General features: G+C 51.1%; 22 protein-coding genes. 14 read left to right on the forward strand and 8 right to left on the reverse strand.

Annotated features, from left to right (window positions below; translation table 11 throughout):
- The first annotated feature begins 29 nt into the window (after window positions 1-29).
- From ybeD to lipA, 3 genes are all read left to right on the forward strand, one after another.
- Complete coding sequence (gene ybeD, locus OGY17_RS05810) at window positions 30-293, forward strand: DUF493 family protein YbeD (protein ID WP_003022706.1); 264 nt, start codon at window positions 30-32, stop codon at window positions 291-293.
- Between the two features lie 114 nt (window positions 294-407).
- Window positions 408-1,049 carry a lipoyl(octanoyl) transferase LipB gene (lipB, locus tag OGY17_RS05815; protein WP_003831286.1) on the forward strand — a complete coding sequence of 214 codons (642 nt, stop codon included), beginning with the start codon at window positions 408-410 and terminating at the stop codon, window positions 1,047-1,049.
- Window positions 1,050-1,255: 206 nt separating this feature from the next.
- Window positions 1,256-2,221 (forward strand): lipoyl synthase, encoded by a 966-nt coding sequence (lipA, locus tag OGY17_RS05820; RefSeq protein ID WP_003022702.1) that lies wholly within the window; start codon window positions 1,256-1,258, stop codon window positions 2,219-2,221.
- Between the two features lie 98 nt (window positions 2,222-2,319).
- On the opposite strand, the gene tatE is transcribed toward lipA, so the two are convergent.
- A complete protein-coding gene (tatE, locus tag OGY17_RS05825) occupies window positions 2,320-2,523 on the reverse strand; it encodes a twin-arginine translocase subunit TatE (protein WP_003022699.1) in 204 nt (67 codons plus the stop codon).
- A 128-nt stretch (window positions 2,524-2,651) separates the two neighbouring features.
- On the reverse strand, window positions 2,652-3,440 hold the full coding sequence (locus OGY17_RS05830; protein WP_126955860.1) for a deaminated glutathione amidase: 789 nt from the start codon (window positions 3,438-3,440) through the stop codon (window positions 2,652-2,654).
- 90 nt (window positions 3,441-3,530) lie between these two features.
- Between OGY17_RS05830 and crcB the strand changes: the two genes are divergently transcribed.
- Window positions 3,531-3,914 (forward strand): fluoride efflux transporter CrcB, encoded by a 384-nt coding sequence (gene crcB, locus OGY17_RS05835; RefSeq protein ID WP_003831281.1) that lies wholly within the window; start codon window positions 3,531-3,533, stop codon window positions 3,912-3,914.
- Window positions 3,915-3,966: 52 nt separating this feature from the next.
- On the opposite strand, the gene cspE is transcribed toward crcB, so the two are convergent.
- Together cspE and pagP are read right to left on the reverse strand one after the other, a co-directional pair.
- A complete protein-coding gene (cspE, locus tag OGY17_RS05840; RefSeq protein WP_000034825.1) occupies window positions 3,967-4,176 on the reverse strand; it encodes a transcription antiterminator/RNA stability regulator CspE in 210 nt (69 codons plus the stop codon).
- Window positions 4,177-4,365: 189 nt separating this feature from the next.
- Entirely contained in the window at window positions 4,366-4,929 is a 564-nt protein-coding gene (gene pagP / locus OGY17_RS05845) for a lipid IV(A) palmitoyltransferase PagP (protein WP_003831280.1), read from the reverse strand.
- Window positions 4,930-5,391: 462 nt separating this feature from the next.
- Between pagP and dcuC the strand changes: the two genes are divergently transcribed.
- On the forward strand, window positions 5,392-6,777 hold the full coding sequence (dcuC, locus tag OGY17_RS05850; protein ID WP_003022136.1) for an anaerobic C4-dicarboxylate transporter DcuC: 1,386 nt from the start codon (window positions 5,392-5,394) through the stop codon (window positions 6,775-6,777).
- Between the two features lie 116 nt (window positions 6,778-6,893).
- Here the strand turns inward: dcuC and dpiA are convergent, their stop codons facing one another.
- Window positions 6,894-7,574 (reverse strand): two-component response regulator DpiA, encoded by a 681-nt coding sequence (gene dpiA / locus OGY17_RS05855; RefSeq protein WP_003831279.1) that lies wholly within the window; start codon window positions 7,572-7,574, stop codon window positions 6,894-6,896.
- Window positions 7,543-9,204, reverse strand: coding sequence for a sensor histidine kinase DpiB (gene dpiB / locus OGY17_RS05860; protein ID WP_008784080.1), 1,662 nt, complete (start codon window positions 9,202-9,204; stop codon window positions 7,543-7,545). The genes dpiA and dpiB overlap by 32 nt, the downstream gene beginning before the upstream one ends.
- A 391-nt stretch (window positions 9,205-9,595) precedes the next feature.
- Between dpiB and citC the strand changes: the two genes are divergently transcribed.
- The 8 genes from citC to rna all read left to right on the forward strand — a co-directional run bounded on the left by citC (window position 9,596) and on the right by rna (window position 17,250).
- Window positions 9,596-10,672, forward strand: a complete 1,077-nt coding sequence (gene citC / locus OGY17_RS05865) for a [citrate (pro-3S)-lyase] ligase (protein WP_003831277.1) — start codon at window positions 9,596-9,598, stop codon at window positions 10,670-10,672.
- A complete protein-coding gene (citD, locus tag OGY17_RS05870; RefSeq protein ID WP_003831276.1) occupies window positions 10,669-10,965 on the forward strand; it encodes a citrate lyase acyl carrier protein in 297 nt (98 codons plus the stop codon). Before citC ends, citD begins: the two co-directional genes overlap by 4 nt.
- A complete protein-coding gene (locus tag OGY17_RS05875; protein WP_003831275.1) occupies window positions 10,962-11,870 on the forward strand; it encodes an aldolase/citrate lyase family protein in 909 nt (302 codons plus the stop codon). Before citD ends, OGY17_RS05875 begins: the two co-directional genes overlap by 4 nt.
- Window positions 11,871-11,879: 9 nt before the next feature.
- Window positions 11,880-13,412, forward strand: a complete 1,533-nt coding sequence (gene citF / locus OGY17_RS05880) for a citrate lyase subunit alpha (protein WP_057067702.1) — start codon at window positions 11,880-11,882, stop codon at window positions 13,410-13,412.
- Between the two features lie 3 nt (window positions 13,413-13,415).
- Window positions 13,416-13,970 (forward strand): citrate lyase holo-[acyl-carrier protein] synthase, encoded by a 555-nt coding sequence (gene citX, locus OGY17_RS05885; protein ID WP_003831273.1) that lies wholly within the window; start codon window positions 13,416-13,418, stop codon window positions 13,968-13,970.
- Window positions 13,939-14,844, forward strand: coding sequence for a triphosphoribosyl-dephospho-CoA synthase CitG (gene citG / locus OGY17_RS05890; RefSeq protein ID WP_003831272.1), 906 nt, complete (start codon window positions 13,939-13,941; stop codon window positions 14,842-14,844). Before citX ends, citG begins: the two co-directional genes overlap by 32 nt.
- Before the next feature lie 25 nt (window positions 14,845-14,869).
- On the forward strand, window positions 14,870-16,333 hold the full coding sequence (gene citT / locus OGY17_RS05895; protein WP_003831271.1) for a citrate/succinate antiporter CitT: 1,464 nt from the start codon (window positions 14,870-14,872) through the stop codon (window positions 16,331-16,333).
- Window positions 16,334-16,443: 110 nt separating this feature from the next.
- A complete protein-coding gene (rna, locus tag OGY17_RS05900; protein WP_048236469.1) occupies window positions 16,444-17,250 on the forward strand; it encodes a ribonuclease I in 807 nt (268 codons plus the stop codon).
- A gap of 41 nt (window positions 17,251-17,291) precedes the next feature.
- On the opposite strand, the gene OGY17_RS05905 is transcribed toward rna, so the two are convergent.
- Window positions 17,292-17,915 carry a flavin reductase family protein gene (locus OGY17_RS05905; protein ID WP_234102630.1) on the reverse strand — a complete coding sequence of 208 codons (624 nt, stop codon included), beginning with the start codon at window positions 17,913-17,915 and terminating at the stop codon, window positions 17,292-17,294.
- Between the two features lie 96 nt (window positions 17,916-18,011).
- Window positions 18,012-18,842 (reverse strand): alpha/beta fold hydrolase, encoded by an 831-nt coding sequence (locus OGY17_RS05910; protein WP_048235896.1) that lies wholly within the window; start codon window positions 18,840-18,842, stop codon window positions 18,012-18,014.
- A 275-nt stretch (window positions 18,843-19,117) separates the two neighbouring features.
- Between OGY17_RS05910 and rnk the strand changes: the two genes are divergently transcribed.
- Window positions 19,118-19,528: a nucleoside diphosphate kinase regulator gene (gene rnk / locus OGY17_RS05915; RefSeq protein ID WP_003831264.1), complete on the forward strand. Its 411-nt coding sequence runs from the start codon at window positions 19,118-19,120 to the stop codon at window positions 19,526-19,528.
- Window positions 19,529-19,668 lie beyond the last annotated feature (140 nt).

Consider the following 19,668-nt stretch of genomic DNA (forward strand, 5'->3'; position numbering starts at 1 on the left):
TTATTTATTGATGTAACGCCGGAGCTGACATGAAAACCAAACTTAACGAACTGCTTGAATTCCCTACTCCATTTACTTACAAAGTAATGGGGCAGGCGTTGCCTGAGCTGGTTGATCAGGTGGTTGAAGTGGTACAGCGCCATGCGCCAGGTGATTACTCTCCGACGGTAAAACCGAGCAGCAAAGGCAACTACCACTCGGTCTCAATCACTATTACTGCTACACACATTGAGCAGGTTGAAACGCTGTACGAAGAATTAGGCAATATCGATATCGTTCGCATGGTGCTGTAAAAACCTGTTGGTTACCCGCTGCATCCCCGCTCGGGTAACCCCTCCCTCCTGTGATATACTTTTTCCCCTCTTTTATATTCTCTACTCTATGTGAGTATCTACGGAGATGCCGTTTTGTATCAGGATAAAATTCTTGTCCGCCAGCTCGGTCTTCAACCTTACGAGCCAGTTTCTCTGGCCATGCACGAATTCACCGATACCCGCGATGAAAACAGTTATGACGAAATCTGGCTGGTAGAGCATTATCCTGTTTTTACCCAGGGTCAGGCAGGTAAAGCAGAGCACGTACTGATGCCGGGAGATATTCCGGTGATCCAGAGCGATCGTGGCGGTCAGGTGACTTATCACGGGCCGGGCCAGCAGGTCATGTATGTGCTGTTGAACCTGAAGCGTCGTAAACTTGGCGTTCGCGAACTGGTTACGCTGCTGGAGCAAACCGTTGTGAATACCCTTGCGGAAATCGGTATTGACGCCCACCCGCGAGCCGATGCGCCAGGCGTATACGTTGGAGAGAAGAAAATCTGCTCTTTGGGGTTACGTATTCGTAAAGGTTGTTCATTTCACGGCTTAGCGCTCAATGTGGATATGGACTTGTCGCCTTTCCTGCGTATCAATCCTTGTGGTTATGCCGGAATGGAAATGGCGAAGGTATCGCAGTGGGATAGCACCGCCACTACCGAGAGCATTCGCCCAAGGCTGCTGGCCAACATTCTGGCGCTGTTGGGTAACCCACCGCACGAGTACATCGCGGACTGAAAATACGCGCATACTTTGCCACGGCATATGTTGTGGCAAATGGCACAAAACAACAACTATTTTACATTTTGCCAGCCTGTCAGGCTGCTTTCTGGCCCGTTTCAATGATATACTGCGTATCACTAATTCAAAAATAGTTGATAAATGCAACATTCCCTTGAATTGAAACGCTTTCCTTCGTAATTCGCAACTGGAACACGCAAGCTATGAGTAAACCCATTGTGATGGAACGCGGTGTTAAATACCGCGATGCCGATAAGATGGCTCTTATCCCGGTAAAAAATGTGGCAACAGAGCGTGAAGCCCTGCTGCGTAAACCGGAATGGATGAAAATAAAACTGCCAGCGGACTCCACTCGCATCCAGGGCATCAAAGCGGCAATGCGCAAAAATGGCCTGCACTCTGTCTGCGAAGAAGCTTCCTGCCCTAACCTGGCTGAATGTTTCAATCACGGAACTGCAACCTTTATGATCCTCGGCGCAATCTGTACCCGCCGTTGCCCATTCTGTGACGTTGCCCATGGCCGTCCGGTTGCTCCTGATGCTAACGAGCCGTTAAAACTTGCTCAGACGATTGCTGACATGGCGCTGCGCTATGTCGTCATTACCTCCGTTGACCGCGACGATCTGCGTGACGGCGGTGCTCAGCACTTTGCTGACTGCATCACCGCTATTCGTGAGAAAAGCCCGTCGATTAAAATCGAAACGCTGGTGCCTGACTTCCGTGGTCGTATGGATCGTGCGCTGGATATCCTCACGGCCACCCCGCCGGATGTGTTTAACCACAACCTCGAAAACGTACCACGTATTTATCGCAATGTACGCCCCGGGGCTGACTACAACTGGTCACTGAAGCTTCTGGAACGTTTCAAGGAAGCGCACCCGGAGATTCCGACTAAATCAGGTCTGATGGTCGGTCTGGGCGAAACCAATGCGGAAATCATTGAGGTCATGCGTGACCTGCGCAGTCATGGTGTAACTATGTTGACGCTGGGGCAGTATTTACAGCCAAGCCGCCATCACCTGCCGGTTCAACGCTATGTGAGCCCGGATGAGTTCGATGAGATGAAAGCCGAAGCTATGGCAATGGGCTTTACCCATGCAGCCTGCGGTCCATTCGTTCGCTCTTCTTACCATGCTGACATGCAGGCCAAAGGGCTGGAAGTGAAGTAATCGTGTAATACTCACTTACATATCAGCAATAAAAAAACCGGCAAATTGCCGGTTTTTTTTCATGCAGAGTATGCAGTATGAGCATCATGCTCCTGACATTACTCTTTATGAGAAAGCTTCTCAGCCTGAACGCTACCATCAGCATCTTTCTTAGCATCGGCATTATCGTCGTTCATTGCTTTCTTGAAGCCCTTGATTGCCGTTCCCAGGTCTCCACCCAGTGTACGTAACTTCTTGGTACCAAACAGCAGAACAACCAGTGCGGCAACCACCAGCAGTTTGGTAATACTAATCTCACCCATAGATACCTTCTTGACTTAAACCAGGCTGCATAAAGCGCCATATTAACCTGAGAATATTAACGGCCTTTCGACGCGCGCACACAATAGCAATCTGTAACAAGGTGAATCAAGCCTTGTTTAAAAAAACGTCATAATAATTGCGGTGGCGCAAAGCGTCGGTTACTTAACACCGGGAGTTGTGCCCTAACCTGCCTCACCCGCTCGGCGGAAACCTCGGCCATAATTAGCGTGGGCGTTTCTGCCGCAGCAGCAATGGTCACACCAAAGGGGTCGATGACCCTGCTTTGGCCGATATTCTTGTTACCGCACTCTCCCGCCGCAATCAAGTAACACGTCGCATCTAACGCTCTTGCCGCCAAAAGCGTAGCCCAGTGATGTTCTTTAAGCGATCCCCGAACCCAGGCTGCGGGTAAGACAAGAATTTCCGCTCCCTGCAATGCGTGCGCCAGCGCCAACTCAGGAAAGCGCAGATCATAACAGGTCATTAACCCTACTTTTAACCCGTCTACGTCCAGCAGCGGCGCTATGGCGTCCCCTGCATCCACATTTCGTGACTCCTGAATCGAAAAGGCATCATAGAGATGTAATTTAGCGTAATGGGCCACGACCTGACCTGCCCGTAGCGCCACCAGCATGTTAAACGCCCGGCCTGGCACAGAAGGAACATGAATCGTCAGGATTGTCGTCATCTCGTTTTGCGCGCTTTCTCGCAGCAAGCGCGTCAAAAATCCGCCCTCCAGCAGTTGAGCTGATTTCACTGACAGGTCTGGGTCCAGATCGTCACGGGCCAGAAGCGCCTCCGGTAATACCAGCAGCGACGCCCCCTCTCCTGCAGCCTGTGACATCAATAAGACGCAGGTTTCTGCATTTTTTTCCCATGAAGGTCCCACGGCAAATTGCCCTGCTGCAACGAACATATTCCCTCCAGAAAACATTGTTAGGCTCGCCAACCACGATTATTCAGCGTTACACTCATCCTATATACAATCAAATAGCAGGATTATGCAGTGTTACAACTCCTTTTAGCGGTTTTTATCGGTGGTGGTACAGGTAGTGTAGCAAGATGGATGTTGAGCATGAGGTTTAACCCGCTACATCAGGCCATCCCATTCGGTACGCTGGCTGCAAACTTACTTGGCGCATTTATCATTGGTATGGGTCTGGCGTGGTTTAATCGCATGACTAACATTGATCCAATGTGGAAGGTACTGATTACCACTGGCTTTTGCGGGGGACTAACAACGTTTTCCACTTTCTCAGCTGAGGTGGTGTTTTTGCTACAGGAAGGACGCTTTGGTTGGGCTATGGTGAATGTACTGGTTAATCTGTTGGGATCATTTGCGATGACCGCCCTGGCATTCTGGCTGGTTTCGGCCTCTCCCGCGCACTGAAGCGAAAAAAAACCCGCAATTAAGCGGGTTTTGAATGCTTGCTGTCGTATGCTTACAGAGCGATTACGTTTGCAGCAGAAGGGCCTTTGGCACCGTTAGTGATTTCGAACTCTACACGCTGACCTTCAGCCAGAGTTTTAAAACCATTGGTCTGGATTGCAGAGAAGTGTACGAACACGTCTTTGCTGCCATCTTCCGGAGTAATGAAACCGAATCCTTTGGACTCATTAAACCACTTAACGTTACCTTTAATCTTAGACATCAAAATTACCTTTACATGAAAAATAGACACAAATGCTGTGTCGGGTATCAGTACAACAATTGTGGTGGACTTTGTCCAGTCGAACTTTATCAAAAAGTGATAAATGTCGCGTTATTTTTCAGTTAAAGTTAATATCGCACTGTTTTTAAAAGACTTTTTAATAATCCACCTAACAATACAGGTAGTCCATCAAAACTGGAAACGCATCCATGCAAAGTAGACGTTACCGTTGTTGTACGTTCCCGGAATGTAGGTCATCTGGAACGTTGCCGGACCATACCCTATCGATGCCAGCGGTAACAGCACGGGAACCGGAATGTAGTTCCAGTTATCGCGCGCGGTAAAACCGGCGGTAAAACCAAGTCCGGTATGGAAATTTTCATCTGCCAGCGGTCGCCAGGTTTTTTCCCAGCCATAACCACCAATAGGTTCCCATTTATTGTAGGAATCCTTAAAGGCCATTATATAAAGCCCGTGCCAGTTACCTTTATCATCCCAACGGGATTGACCAAAGCCCGCCCCCCATGGGCGTTCATTGTAGCGATCCGTTTTTTCTTTATCATAAGCAAAACGAGCATGCCAGGTAATAGCCGGCACGTACAGATCATAATGTTCTGGCTGCTGCCAGGTTTCACTGACGTTGTCTTTAAAAGTAGCGAACCAGCCTTTATCTTCAGCAGCGCCCTGGGGAATGAAAGCTAACTGAATAAAAAGAAATGAAAAAATGAGAAAATATCGTTTAGCGACAATCACAACTTAATTACCATCCTGGGATTTATTATTAATTGTAGCAAACCCAACCTTAATGTTAGCTTAACAAAAATGCGCAGCTAAAAAATCAGAATAATCCTCAGCCTATAATTTTTAAGATAATTATCCATGAGTTTATTGAGCCATCTAATAGGAACTATTTTCTCTTTATTGCCAATAAATTGTTCTTTCCTGCGAAAAAAGTTAAATATCATCACAATAAATTAACAATTAACATTCATCATTGCCACAAAACACACACATCAGCGCTGCGCTTCACAGTTTCTTATTGTGAGATTCTTTTTTAAACCGCGATGCTGAAAAAACGGCTTAACCATCGCTTGAATCCGTATTTTTATTGATTTTAATCAGCAAGAGTTATCGGTTTATTAGGCACATTCTGTCACCACTTTTTACTTTTTTTAGTTTTTTTACTTTCTGGGCAGCAATGCGACAGGGGAAACGATGTTGACATTTATTGAACTCCTTATTGGGGTTGTGGTTATTGTGGGTGTAGCGCGCTACATCATTAAAGGTTATTCCGCGACAGGCGTACTGTTTGTTGGTGGTCTGGTTTTGCTGATTATCAGTGCGCTGATGGGGCATAAAGTTTTGCCGTCCAGCGCGGCATCAACGGGCTATACGGCAACAGACATTGTTGAATATATTAAAATTTTGCTGATGAGCCGTGGTGGCGATCTCGGCATGATGATCATGATGCTGTGTGGTTTTGCCGCTTATATGACCCACATTGGCGCGAACGATATGGTCGTTAAGCTGGCCTCCAAGCCTCTGCAATACATCAACTCTCCTTATCTGCTAATGATTGCCGCCTATTTTGTCGCCTGCCTGATGTCACTGGCGGTTTCGTCAGCAACCGGTCTGGGCGTATTGCTGATGGCAACACTGTTCCCGGTCATGGTTAACGTTGGGATCAGCCGTGGCGCCGCAGCGGCCATTTGTGCCTCCCCTGCTGCAATTATTCTTTCACCAACATCCGGTGATGTGGTGCTGGCGGCAAAAGCTGCGGAAATGCCGCTGATCGATTTCGCCTTTAAAACCACGCTGCCAATTTCCATTGCCGCCATCATTGCTATGGCGATTGCCCACTTTTTCTGGCAGCGTTTTCTGGATAAAAAAGAGAACATTTCTCATGAAATGTTAGATGTGGCTGAAATCACCACGACTGCTCCGTCATTTTACGCCATTCTGCCGTTTACTCCGATTGTTGGCGTCCTGATTTTTGATGGTAAATGGGGTCCACAGCTGCATATCATTACGATTCTGGTTCTGTGCATGCTCATCGCGGCTATTCTGGAGTTCGTACGTGGGTTCAACACCCAAAAGGTTTTCTCTGGTCTGGAAGTCGCTTACCGTGGCATGGCGGATGCCTTTGCTAACGTGGTGATGTTGTTAGTCGCTGCGGGTGTTTTTGCTCAGGGCCTGAGCACAATCGGCTTTATTCAGAGTCTGATTTCTATCGCCACCTCGTTTGGTTCGGCGAGCATTATTCTGATGATGGTGCTGGTGATCCTGACTATGCTGGCGGCAATGACTACGGGTTCCGGTAACGCTCCGTTCTATGCCTTCGTTGAGATGATCCCTAAGCTGGCGCATTCCTCCGGCATTAACCCAGCTTACCTTGTTATCCCGATGCTGCAGGCGTCAAACCTTGGACGCACAATCTCCCCGGTCTCCGGCGTGGTGGTTGCTGTTGCAGGTATGGCGAAGATTTCTCCGTTCGAAGTGGTGAAACGTACTTCGGTTCCAGTTCTGGTTGGGCTGTTGGTTGTGATTATCGCAACTGAAGTGATGGTACCAGGTTCTTCTTCAGCCGTCGTTGGCGGCTGATACTCAGAGAAATGTAGGCCGGATGAGGCATTCACGCCGCATCCGGCATTTCGACTGCAACGTTGCCGGATGTCGATGCTAAAGCATCTTATCCGGCCTACGTCAGAAATCAGCATTTAGCCGCCGTGATAGATACGCTGCGGCCTACCCACCTTACCGTGAATAATCTCCGCAATAATCAAATGACGGCTGGCACAGTACTCCAGGTAGCGTCTGGAAGTCGTTCGGCTGATGGTGAGCGCCTGGGCGATCGTTTCTGCTGTATGGTGTACCGTCGGATCGGCGAATAATTTCAGCACTGCATTCAGCGTTAAGGCATCAATCCCAGTCGGTAAATCCCCTTTCGGCTCGCCCCGCGCGTAGGCATTAAACATCTCATCTATCTGCTTTTGACTGGCGCTATCATTACCCGCCAACATGCGTCGACGCTGTTGATAACGCGTCAGGGTCTGCCCCAGTCGCTCGTAGGCAATGGGTTTGACCAGGTAATCAAACGCGCCGCTGCGCACAGCTTCGGAGACTGTTTCCATGTCGCTGGCCGCCGTGGTAAACACCACACCGCCCGGATAACGCGCCTGGGTTAGCTCATGCAATAAGGTAATTCCCTTGCCGTCCGGCAAGTAGTTATCGAGCAGAATCAAACCGGGCTTAAAACGCTCAATCATCATCCTCGCCTGCGCAAGATTACCCGCCAGCCAAATCTGGCTGAAGCCGGGTATATGGCGGATATATTCAGCATGCATTTCCGCCAGTAGCGTTTCATCCTCAACGATCAATAGCGTTAATGGTTCCGTCATTGTTTTTTTTCACTTTCGGAAGAAATAAAGAAAATAAGGTGCCGCAGGGGGAGTTATCTTCGAGCGTAATCACCCCGTCACAGCGCCTCACATAACTAGCAATAAGATACAAACCGATGCCATGTTCACCTGGTTCATCGGTACGGGTGCTCACACCCTGTTCAAATATTTTTTCACGCAATGCTTCCGGCACACCGCATCCCTGATCGGCAACTTCGATGATCACGTCATCCCCTTCATCGCTCAAATAGAGTTCGACGACCTTGTTGCCTTGCTGGGTGCGCAAGCTCGCTTCAAATGCATTATCAAGCAGATTGCCAACAATTGCTGCAAACTCTGTGCTATCCAGCCCCTCGGGGAGTTGATGCAGTTGGCTGCCCGGAACAATAGTCATGGTGAGACCCAGTTCCCGCGCGCGCTGCACCTTGCCAAACAACAGACCGGCTACCTGACGATCGGCAAACGCGCCGCGCAGGCTGTCAATCAGTTGCTGTTGCGCCTGGGATTCTCCCTGCACCATGGCCAGAACCTTGTCATACTCTTTCATTTGCAGCAGACCATTGATGGTCGACATCCAGTTCAGGTGCTCATGACGCAGCGTCCTCAGGCTCTCTACATACTGTTTGATTTGCGTTAACTGCGCATTAAGAGTAGCAATTTCATCTTTACTACGAAAACTGATGATTGCCCCAAGCAGTTCGTCACCGGAGCGAATCGCCTCACGGTTGGCGATAACGCTCAGTCCATTAAAGTTGACCATCGCGTCCTGTCGTTTTTCCGCAATCTGTTGGGTGAAAAAGTCCGCTGGCTGAACCACCTCACTCACCGGTTTTCCAAGCCACTTTCTCCCAGGTGAAGACAGCCCCAGCATTTTCCTCGCACTGCGGTTTATTGCGGTGATATATCCATCAGGATCCACGGCAATCAATCCTTCATATACCGAACTGAACAACGCTTCCTGCTGACGTACCACACGCGCAATTTGTTTCGGTTCCATACCCAACATCTGCCGACGAATATGGGCAGCGAAAAACCAGGAGAGCAGCATAAGTACCAGCAACAGGAGGATAAACACGCCGGCCATCGGAAGTAAGAAGTCCGATCGCCAGCTATCGATTTTGCTGATCAGATAACCAATTGAGACTACGCCAATGATTTTGCCATCGTCATCAAAGATGGGCGTTTTAGCGCGCATTGCCATCCCGATAGACCCTTTACCGGTAATAAAGTAGCTCTCGCCTTTTTCCAGCGCACCGGGTTTGGTGAACTGCATCGGATAGCCAATCTTTTCCGGGTTCGGATGATATAGACGAATGGAGTTGGTATCCCCGATAACCACATAGTCGAAGTCAGTTCCGCTCTGCAGTTTGTCGGCAATCGTCGCCAACCGCTTGTAATCACGATGCTTAACCGCCGTGATGATACTGTCGTTAGAGGCGATGATTTTGGCCTGATTCATTGCCATATCGCGGACATGCGTTGCCAGATAATCTTCAAAGCTGGCGGTGAAGTATTGTGCCAGGGCGGCGATGATAAAAACAGAAACGACCAGAATGAGCAGAAAGATACGTAAAGGAAACGCCAGACTGCGGAAAAAAGGAAACCGTGTTTTATTTTTCTGTTCTGCCATCACATTTTTCCTCACCGACGTTAACTAAAACTAATTTCTCATTGTAGTTGTAATTAAAATGTTCTATTTACACGTTATGGTATAAAACAAGATCGTTGCAGATTCCCCACCTTAAATCAATTAAACAAATTAAAACCACACCTTATTTTAGGGTTAAATTAATTAAAAAACTTAAAACCATAAAACACATTAAAACCTTCTAACTTATTGTGAAATAAATCAAAAATTACCTCCAAAATACCCCTTACGATGTATGCAGCAGGGAAAAAAAGAAATACTCCGTAATAAAAAACCATTCCCTTCAATTGCAAACAAAACGTTATCAGGTTGCTAAACAGAGCAACAAAAACAGAAACCCAGTAACAAATATAGCATCGGGGCTCTATTCACTATGTTCGGTAATAATATATTCACGCAAGTTAAACGCTCAGAAAATAAAAAGATGGCGGCTATCGCGCAATTTCTGAAAGAGAATGATTTGAGCGTAGATACGACCGTCGAAGTATTTATCACCGTCACCCGTGACGACCGTCTGATTGCCTGCGGTGGTATCGCTGGGAATATTATTAAGTGTGTCGCAATCTGTGAATCTGTCCGCGGCGAGGGTTTAGCGCTGACGCTGGCGACTGAGTTAATCAACCTTGCCTATGAACGCCATTGTACGCACCTCTTCATCTATACCAAAACCGAGTACGAATCGCTGTTTAAACAGTGCGGTTTTTCTACGCTCACCAGCGTTCCCGGCATTATGGTATTGATGGAAAACAGCACCACACGTCTGAAACGCTACGCCGAATCACTGGCAAAACAGCGTCATGATGGGAAAAAAATTGGCTGTATCGTCATGAACGCCAACCCCTTCACCAACGGACACCGTTTTCTGATCCAACAGGCGGCCGCGCAATGTGACTGGCTGCATCTGTTTTTGGTGAAAGAAGATACCTCACGTTTTCCGTATGAAGACCGCCTGGATCTGGTGCTTAAAGGAACAAAAGACATTCCACGTTTAACCGTGCATCGCGGTTCGGAGTACATCATTTCCCGCGCCACGTTCCCGTGTTACTTCATCAAAGAACAGAGCGTTATTAACCACTGCTACACCGAAATAGACCTGAAAATCTTCCGCCAGTATCTGGCTCCGGCTCTCGGCGTCACGCACCGCTTCGTCGGTACTGAGCCGTATTGCACCGTCACCTCCCAGTATAACAACGACATGCGTTACTGGCTGGAGACCCCAACGCTTCCCGCCCCGCCGATTGAACTGGTGGAAATTGAGCGGCTGTGCTTCCAGGAGATGCCGATTTCCGCCTCCTGGGTGCGCAAGCTGCTGGTTAAAAAAGATCTCACGGCTATCGCATCCCTGGTCCCTGACGCCACGCTGCAGTATCTGCAAAGCATGGTTGAGCGAGCCTCATCGGGTGCGGCAGTCCGCCAAAATACCCCCGCATTAGCAACAGGTGAAAAATGAAAATAAACCAGGCAGCCGTCGCAGGCACACTCGAGTCCGGTGATGTGATGATTCGCATCGCCCCACTCGATTCGCAGGATATTGACCTGCAGGTTAACAGTAGCGTCGAAAAGCAGTTCGGTGATGCCATCCGGGCCACCATTCTGGACGTTCTGTCCCGCTACAACGTACGCGGCGTGCAATTGAATGTTGATGATAAAGGCGCACTGGACTGCATTTTACGTGCGCGACTGGAAGCACTACTGGCCCGCGCTGGCGGTATTCCGGCACTGCCATGGGAGGATTGCCAGTGATTTCCGAATCTTTGCAACAACGTAAAACTCGTACTCGCCGCAGCATGTTGTTCGTACCGGGCGCCAATGCCGCCATGGTCAGCAACTCGTTCATCTACCCGGCAGATGCACTGATGTTCGACCTGGAAGACTCCGTCGCGTTGCGTGAAAAAGATACCGCTCGCCGCATGGTGTACCACGCGCTGCAGCATCCGCTGTATCACGACGTTGAAACCATCGTGCGTGTAAACGCCCTCGACTCCGAATGGGGTATCAACGACCTTGAAGCCGTGGTACGTGGCGGTGCTGACATCGTACGTTTACCGAAGACCGATACCGCGCAGGATGTCATCGACATCGAAAGCGAAATTCTGCGTATCGAAAACGCCTGTGGCCGTGAGCCAGGCAGCACCGGTCTGTTAGCCGCCATCGAATCGCCGTTAGGCATTACCCGCGCGGTAGAAATTGCCCATGCTTCCGAACGTCTGATCGGTATTGCCCTGGGTGCGGAAGACTATGTACGTAACCTGCGCACTGAGCGCTCACCGGAAGGTACTGAACTGCTGTTTGCCCGCTGCTCTATTTTGCAGGCTGCACGTTCTGCCGGTATTCAGGCGTTCGACACCGTGTATTCCGATGCCAACAACGAAGCGGGTTTCCTGCACGAAGCCGCACATATCAAGCAACTGGGTTTTGACGGCAAATCGCTCATCAACCCGCGCCAGATCGAACTCCTGCACAACCTGTACGCCCCAACGCGCAAAGAACTGGCTCACGCCCGTCTGGTTGTGGAAGCCGCTGAAGCCGCTGCTCGCGAAGGTCGTGGCGTAGTTTCCCTGAACGGCAAAATGGTCGACAGCCCGGTTATCGAGCGCGCCCTTCTGGTTATCTCCCGTGCAGAACTTTCCGGCATTCGCGAAGAATAAGGCAAAAAAATGACGCAGAAAATCGAACAGTCTCAACGCCAGGATCGCGTGGCGACCTGGAGCCGTCATGCAGAAAGTGAGCTTTCCGCTTATCAGAGCACCGCAAAAGTAGAATTGCAGGCGCAAAAACCGCGCGACAAAAAGCTGTGCGCTAACCTGGAAGACGCCATTCGTCGTTCTGGTTTACAGGATGGTATGACCATCTCTTTCCATCACGCTTTTCGCGGTGGCGATCTGACGATTAACCTGGTGATGGACGCCATCGCCAATATGGGCTTTAAAAATCTGACGCTGGCCTCCAGCTCTCTGAGCGACTGCCATGCTCCACTGGTTGAGCACATCCGTCAGGGCGTGGTTAGCCGCATTTATACCTCCGGTCTGCGTGGCCCGCTGGCGGAAGAAATCTCACGTGGCCTGCTAGCCGAACCGGTACAAATTCACTCCCACGGTGGCCGTGTGCACCTGGTGCAAAGTGGCGAGCTCAGCATTGATGTGGCGTTCCTCGGCGTGCCGTCCTGCGACCAGTTTGGCAACGCCAACGGTTATACCGGTAAAGCGTGCTGCGGCTCACTGGGCTATGCCCGCGTAGACGCCGAAAACGCGAAACAGGTTGTCCTGCTGACTGAACAGCTGCTGACCTATCCGCATAACCCGGCCAGCATTACGCAGGATCAGGTAGATCTGATCGTGCAGATCGATCAGGTCGGCGATGCGGACAAAATTGGTGCCGATGCGACCCGCATGACCACCAACCCGCGTGAACTGTTAATCGCCCGTAGCGCGGCTGAGGTCATTGCTAATTCCGGCTACTTCAACGAAGGCTTCTCACTGCAGACAGGAACCGGCGGCGCTTCTCTGGCCGTTACGCGTTTCCTGGAAGACAAAATGCGCAGCCGCGATATCCGTGCCGACTTCGCGCTGGGCGGCATTACCGCTACCATCGTTGACCTGCACGAAAAAGGCCTGATTCGCAAACTGCTGGACGTTCAGAGTTTTGACCGTAACGCCGCAGAATCGCTGGCCCGCAATCCAAACCACATTGAGATCAGTGCCAACCAGTATGCCAACTGGGGCTCAAAAGGCGCATCCGTCGATCGTCTGGACGTCGTGGTGCTCAGCGCGCTGGAAGTTGATACCAGCTTCAACGTCAACGTACTGACCGGTTCTGACGGCGTACTGCGCGGCGCATCCGGCGGTCACTGCGATACCGCGGTTGCCGCTGCGCTGTCTATCATCGTCGCGCCGCTGGTTCGCGGACGCATCCCGACCCTGGTTGATAACGTGCTGACCTGCGTAACCCCAGGCTCCAGCGTTGACATTCTGGTCACTGACCACGGTATCGCCGTCAACCCTGCACGTCCGGAACTGGCAGAACGTCTGAAAGAAGCCGGTATGAAAGTGGTGTCCATTGAATGGCTGCGCGAACGTGCACAGCAGCTCACCGGTCAGCCATGCGCTATCGAATTCACTGACCGCGTGATTGCCGTTGTGCGTTACCGCGATGGTTCAGTGATTGACGTTGTGCATCAGGTGAAGGAATAAACCATGCACCTGCTCCCTGAATACGCCACCCAACACGCGGTTTCCATTCCCGAGCTGCTAGCCAGCCGCGATGAGAGACAGGCAAGGCAACAGGAGTGGCTGACACGCCACTCTGCGCCGCTGGTCTCGTTTACCGTCGTCGCACCGGGACCGATTAAAGACAGCGAATTAACCCGTCGTATCTTTAATCACGGCGTAACCGCCTTGCTCGCGTTGGCGAAACAATCCACCTGGATTGTCAGGGAGCAAACAGCGCTGGTTTCTGCCAGCGGTCCAGAAGGTCTTTTGTCTATTGAGGCTCCGGCCCACGACCTCAAGCTCGCCACAATTGAACTTGAGCATTCACACCCGCTGGGACGGCTATGGGATATCGATGTCCTGACCCCTGAAGGGGAAATTCTGTCCCGGCGTCATTTCGCACTCCCTGCCCGCCGCTGTCTGCTGTGCGAGCAAAGTGCTGCCGACTGTGCGCGGGGTAAAACCCACGCACTTTCCGACTTACTCACTCAGATGGAGGCACTGCTGCATGATGCCGATTCCCGCAACATCAACCAATAACGCAGTCCTTCCTCTGGATCTGCCTGATGCTTACGCAACGCTTGCGTGGCGCGCCATGTTGACTGAAGTCAACCTGTCGCCCAAACCCGGTCTAGTAGATCGTATTAACAACGGCGCGCATAAAGATATGGCGTTGGAAGATTTTCATCGCAGCGCTGAAGCGATTCAGTCATGGCTACCACGTTTTATTGAATATGGGGCGTTTAGCGCACAGCTGTCGCCTGAGGATGTATTGAAAGGACTGCGCCCGCTGGGCATGGCCTGCGAAGCCGATATGTTCCGCGCCACCGCCGGGGTGAACACCCATAAAGGGAGCATCTTTTCACTGGGACTGCTGTGCGCCGCCATTGGCCGCCTGCACCAGCTCCAACTCACTGTTACCGCTGAAACCATTTGCTCTACGGCAGCAACATTTTGCCGTGGCCTGACCGAGCGCGAACTGCGCCAGAACAATCAACAACTCACGGCTGGCCAACGTCTTTATCAGCAATTGGGATTAACCGGCGCACGGGGCGAAGCCGAAGCGGGATATCCGCTAGTCATCCAGCATGCCCTGCCGCACTACCGCGCACTGCTGACTCAGGGCCGCGACCCTGAACTGGCGTTACTCGACACATTATTGCTGCTGATGTCTATCAACGGCGACACCAACGTGGCTTCACGTGGCGGCGCAGAAGGTCTGCGTTGGTTACAGCAGCAGGCCACCGCCCTGATGCAGCAAGGGGGGATTCGTACCCCTGCCGATCTCGAATATCTACACCAGTTCGACCAACAGTGCATTGAACGCAACCTCAGTCCCGGAGGCTGCGCCGATCTGCTGATCGTCACCTGGTTCTTAGCTCAGATTTCACAAGTTCATCATTATCACAATTAAAGATCCTTTCCGGAGAATCACACACATGTCTTTAGCAAAAGATAAAATATGGAAGTTATTGGCCCCCCTGGTCGTCATGGGTGTCATGTTTCTTATCCCCGTCCCTGATGGAATGCCTCCACAGGCCTGGCACTACTTTGCCGTGTTTGTGGCGATGATCGTCGGTATGATCCTGGAGCCAATTCCGGCAACAGCGATCAGCTTTATCGCCGTAACGATCTGCGTTATCGGCAGCAACTATCTGCTGTTTGATGCTTCAGAACTGGCCGACCCGGCGTTTAAAGCGGGTAAGCAAGCGCTGAAATGGGGTCTGGCGGGCTTCTCCAGCACCACCGTGTGGTTGGTGTTTGGTGCGTTTATCTTCGCACTGGGTTATGAAGTCACCGGTCTGGGTCGTCGTATCGCGCTGTTCCTGGTGAAATTCATGGGTAAACGTACCCTGACGCTGGGCTATGCGATTGTTATCATCGACATTCTGCTGGCACCGTTTACTCCATCTAACACTGCGCGTACCGGTGGCACCGTATTCCCGGTTATCAAAAACCTGCCGCCGCTGTTTAAATCATTCCCGAACGATCCTTCCGCGCGCCGTATCGGTGGATATTTGATGTGGATGATGGTCATCAGTACCAGCCTGAGTTCCTCGATGTTCGTGACCGGCGCTGCGCCTAACGTGCTGGGTCTGGAATTCGTCAACAAAATTGCCGGTATTCAAATCAGCTGGTTGCAGTGGTTCCTCAGCTTCCTGCCGGTCGGTATTATTTTGCTGATCGTTGCTCCGTGGCTGTCATACGTTCTGTACAAACCAGAAGTTACTCACAGTGCTGAAGTTGCCGCTTGGGCCGGTGATGAACTGAAAGGCATGGGTAAACTGACCCGTAAAGAGATAACTCTGATTGGTCTGGTATTGCTCAGTCTGGGTCTGTGGGTCTTCGGTGGTAAACTGATTGATGCAACCGCAGTGGGCCTGCTGGCTGTTTCCCTGATGCTGGCGCTGCACGTTGTACCGTGGAAAGACATTACCCGTTATAACAGCGCATGGAACACTCTGGTTAACCTCGCCACGCTGGTCGTTATGGCGAATGGTTTAACCCGTTCAGGCTTCATCGACTGGTTCGCCAACACTATGAGCACGCACCTGGAAGGCTTCTCGCCTAACGCGACCGTGATCGTTCTGGTGCTGGTGTTCTACTTTGCTCACTACCTGTTTGCCAGCCTTTCCGCTCACACCGCCACCATGCTGCCGGTTATTCTGGCCGTCGGTAAAGGTATCCCGGGCGTGCCAATGGAACACCTGTGTATCCTGCTGGTACTGTCCATCGGTATCATGGGCTGTCTGACTCCATATGCAACAGGCCCTGGCGTTATCATCTACGGCTGTGGTTATGTGAAGTCCAAAGACTACTGGCGTCTGGGTGCTATCTTCGGCGTTATCTACATCGCTATGCTTCTGCTGGTCGGTTGGCCGATTCTGGCAATGTGGAGCTAATCATTCCCGTTCACGCTTGATGAAAATGATGCCAGTCAGCTAAACCTGACTGGCATTTTTTATGATTAAATAGATGATATTCAGAATTTATATAAGTGTCCGAAATCATCATGACATCAACATGGCGTTATTCTTCGTTGCTGGCAGCACTCCTGCTACCAGTTTCTGCAGCTCAGGCCGATGAACTTCAGGCAAAACAGTACGCTGATTTTGACAGCTACGTGCTGGCTCTCTCCTGGCAAACCGGATTTTGTCAGAGCCAACATGAGCGTAATCGTCAGGAGCCTGACGAATGTCGTTTGCAAAAAGAGAGCGCAGACAAAGCTGATTTCCTGACCGTTCACGGTTTATGGCCCAGCCTGCCTAAATCCATTGCCGCCCGTGGAGTAGACAATCGCCGTTGGATGCGTTTTGGCTGCGCGACTCGCCCTATTCCCAACCTGCCTGAAGCCCGCGCCAGCCGTAAATGCGCGGCCCCCGAAACCGGGCTGTCGCTGGAAAGCGCGGCAAAACTCAGCGCCGTAATGCCCGGCGCTGGAGGAAGATCCTGTCTGGAACGTTACGAGTATGCCAAACATGGCGCGTGTTTCGGTTTTGATCCCGACGCGTACTTCGGCACGATGGTGCGGCTGAATAATGAGGTTAAGGACAGCGAGGTGGGCAAATTCCTGGCGGAAAACTACGGCAAAACCGTCAGCCGTAACGCATTTGACGCCGCCGTTGCCAAAAGCTGGGGCAAAGAGAACGTCAAAGCTGTGAAGCTAAGCTGCCACGGCAATCCAGCGTATCTCACTGAGATCCAGTTATCCCTGAAAGCCGACAACATCAACCAGACGTTATCTGCCCAGTCATTCTTACCGCAACCGCATCCGGGTAGCTGCGGTAAACAGTTTATTATCGACAAAGTGGGATACTGAAACTTGCGACCGACGCTGCGAGCTGGCGTCGGTCCGTAAACTTAGCGTTTTGCACGGACGTCCGGGCGAACTAAATCAAAACGATGTGTTTCACTGATCGAATAATACGCCGTTGGCCCACCTGCACGCAGTACCGGTTTCGCTTTCGCCGTCTGATAGATGCCGTCTTCCAGGAGCGTTTCATCTATGTGAATGCCTACCACTTCTCCCAACACCAGCCAGGTATCAACCGGTGAGCCATCAGCGGTAGTCAGTTGCAGGCTTTGCGATAAGCGACACTCAAAATTGACCGGGCTTTGCGCCACGCGCGGCACGTTGACTATCCGGCTATCTGCCTTGCTAAGCCCGGCGGCAAAAAACTCGTCCTCACCGTGCGGCAAGCTGGCTGACGTTTCGTTCATCGCAGTGGCCAGCTCAAGAGTCGTCAGGTTCCAGACAAATTCACCGGTTTCGATAATATTCTGCACGCTGTCTTTCCAGCCGCTGCTGGCGAAACCGATAATCGGCGGATGATAGTTAAAACAGTTAAAGAAACTGTATGGTGCCAGATTGTGCCGACCGTTGCTGTCACGCGACGCAATCCAGCCAATCGGGCGCGGTCCAATGATGGCATTTAGCGGATCATGCGGTAAGCCGTGTCCCTGTGACGGTTGATAGAAATACATAGCGTTCCCTGTTGAAGTTAACGTCAGCGCAGCACAAATTATGCTTCGCTCATCCCCCTGGAAAAAGAAGATCAGCGTAGAACAATCTGCCAACGATTACGACTGAATAAAGTTGAGCAGGTCACCGTTGATCTGTTGCTTATGGGTGGTGCAAATGCCATGCGAGCCGCCGACATATACCTTTAACTGCGAGTCCGGCAGCATTTCCGCCGCGACCTTTCCGCAGGTTTCAAACGGGACAATCTGATCGTCATCACCGTGGATCACCAGCGTCGGGATGGTCATCTTTTTGAGGTCTTCACGCAGATCTGTTTCCGAAAACGCATGAATGCAGTCGTACAACGCTTTGATGGACCCTTGTAAGCCCTGTTCAACAAAACTTTCCCGTACAGCTTTCGACTCTTTCGCGCCAGGACGATTGTAGCCATAGAATGCAGCGGTCAGCTCATAGAAAAAGGCGGCGCGATCGTTCACAACCCCCTCACGGATGCCATCGAATACCTCTTTCGGCACGCCATTTGGGTTAAAGTCAGTCTTGATCATGATGGGCGTCACCGCGCCAATTAACACCGCTTTTGCCACCCGCTGCGTCCCATGCCGGCCAATATAACGAGCCACTTCCCCACCGCCGGTAGAGTGCCCAACATGTACGGCATCTTTAAGATTGAGATGCGCGGTAAGTTCAGCCAGGTCGTCAGCATACTGATCCATATGATGTCCATCCCAGGGTTGGGCCGAACGCCCATGTCCGCGCCTGTCATGGGCGATCACACGAAATCCTTTCGATCCAAGGAACAGCATCTGATCTTCAAACGCGTCTGCCGTCAGCGGCCAACCGTGACTAAACACAATAGGTTGTCCACTTCCCCAGTCTTTAAAATGCAAATAGCTGCCGTCTTTCAAGGTAAGTTTGTCGTACTGGCTCATGAGATCTCCTGTCGCGGAACACTGAGTTGTTTGACGCGCCCGCAGCGAGCGCTTAAAAAGCATAATGCAAATTGGAGAACGATCACGTTTTCCGGCTAAAATCACACCATATGCGACAATGTTGATGATTTACCTGAATGTGAACTAAATCACTTCAAACATGGGGTAAGTCTCAGTATCATCATAAAAGCTAAACCCTTGCCGCCTGACGGTGAGGGTTTTCTTTTGGGATTATTTACCTGCGCACCCGCAGTATCGACGACATGGAGTAATAAATGTCCAGACCAACTATCATCATTAACGACCTCGATGCGGAACGCATTGACCGCCTGTTGGAGCAACCTGCGTTTGCTGGTTTACCGATTGCCGACGCCCTTAACGCCGAGCTGGATCGTGCCCAAATGTGTTCTCCAGAAACCATGCCGCACGACGTCGTGACCATGAACAGCCGCGTGAAATTCCGCAATCTGAGTGATGGCGAAGTCCGTGTGCGTACCCTGGTGTATCCGGCTACTATGACTGACAGCAACACACAGCTTTCGGTAATGGCACCTGTCGGCGCTGCACTTCTGGGGCTGCGCGTTGGTGATACCATTCACTGGGAATTGCCAGGCGGGACCTCAACGCACCTCGAAGTTATCGAGCTTGAGTACCAGCCTGAAGCTGCAGGCGACTACCTGCGCTAACTCTGTCTTATCAAAGCCACTCGCTTTATCTTACAGGGGATGCATCCGCATCCTCTTTCCGGTTAGATCTCCCTGCTCCTCGCTTTCTTTCCTGTTCGCAGAACATAAATCTGTGTCGTGACTGACAGAATCATTTTTAA

Source organism: Citrobacter sp. Cpo126, assembly GCF_030332445.1.
Taxonomy (GTDB): domain Bacteria; phylum Pseudomonadota; class Gammaproteobacteria; order Enterobacterales; family Enterobacteriaceae; genus Citrobacter; species Citrobacter portucalensis.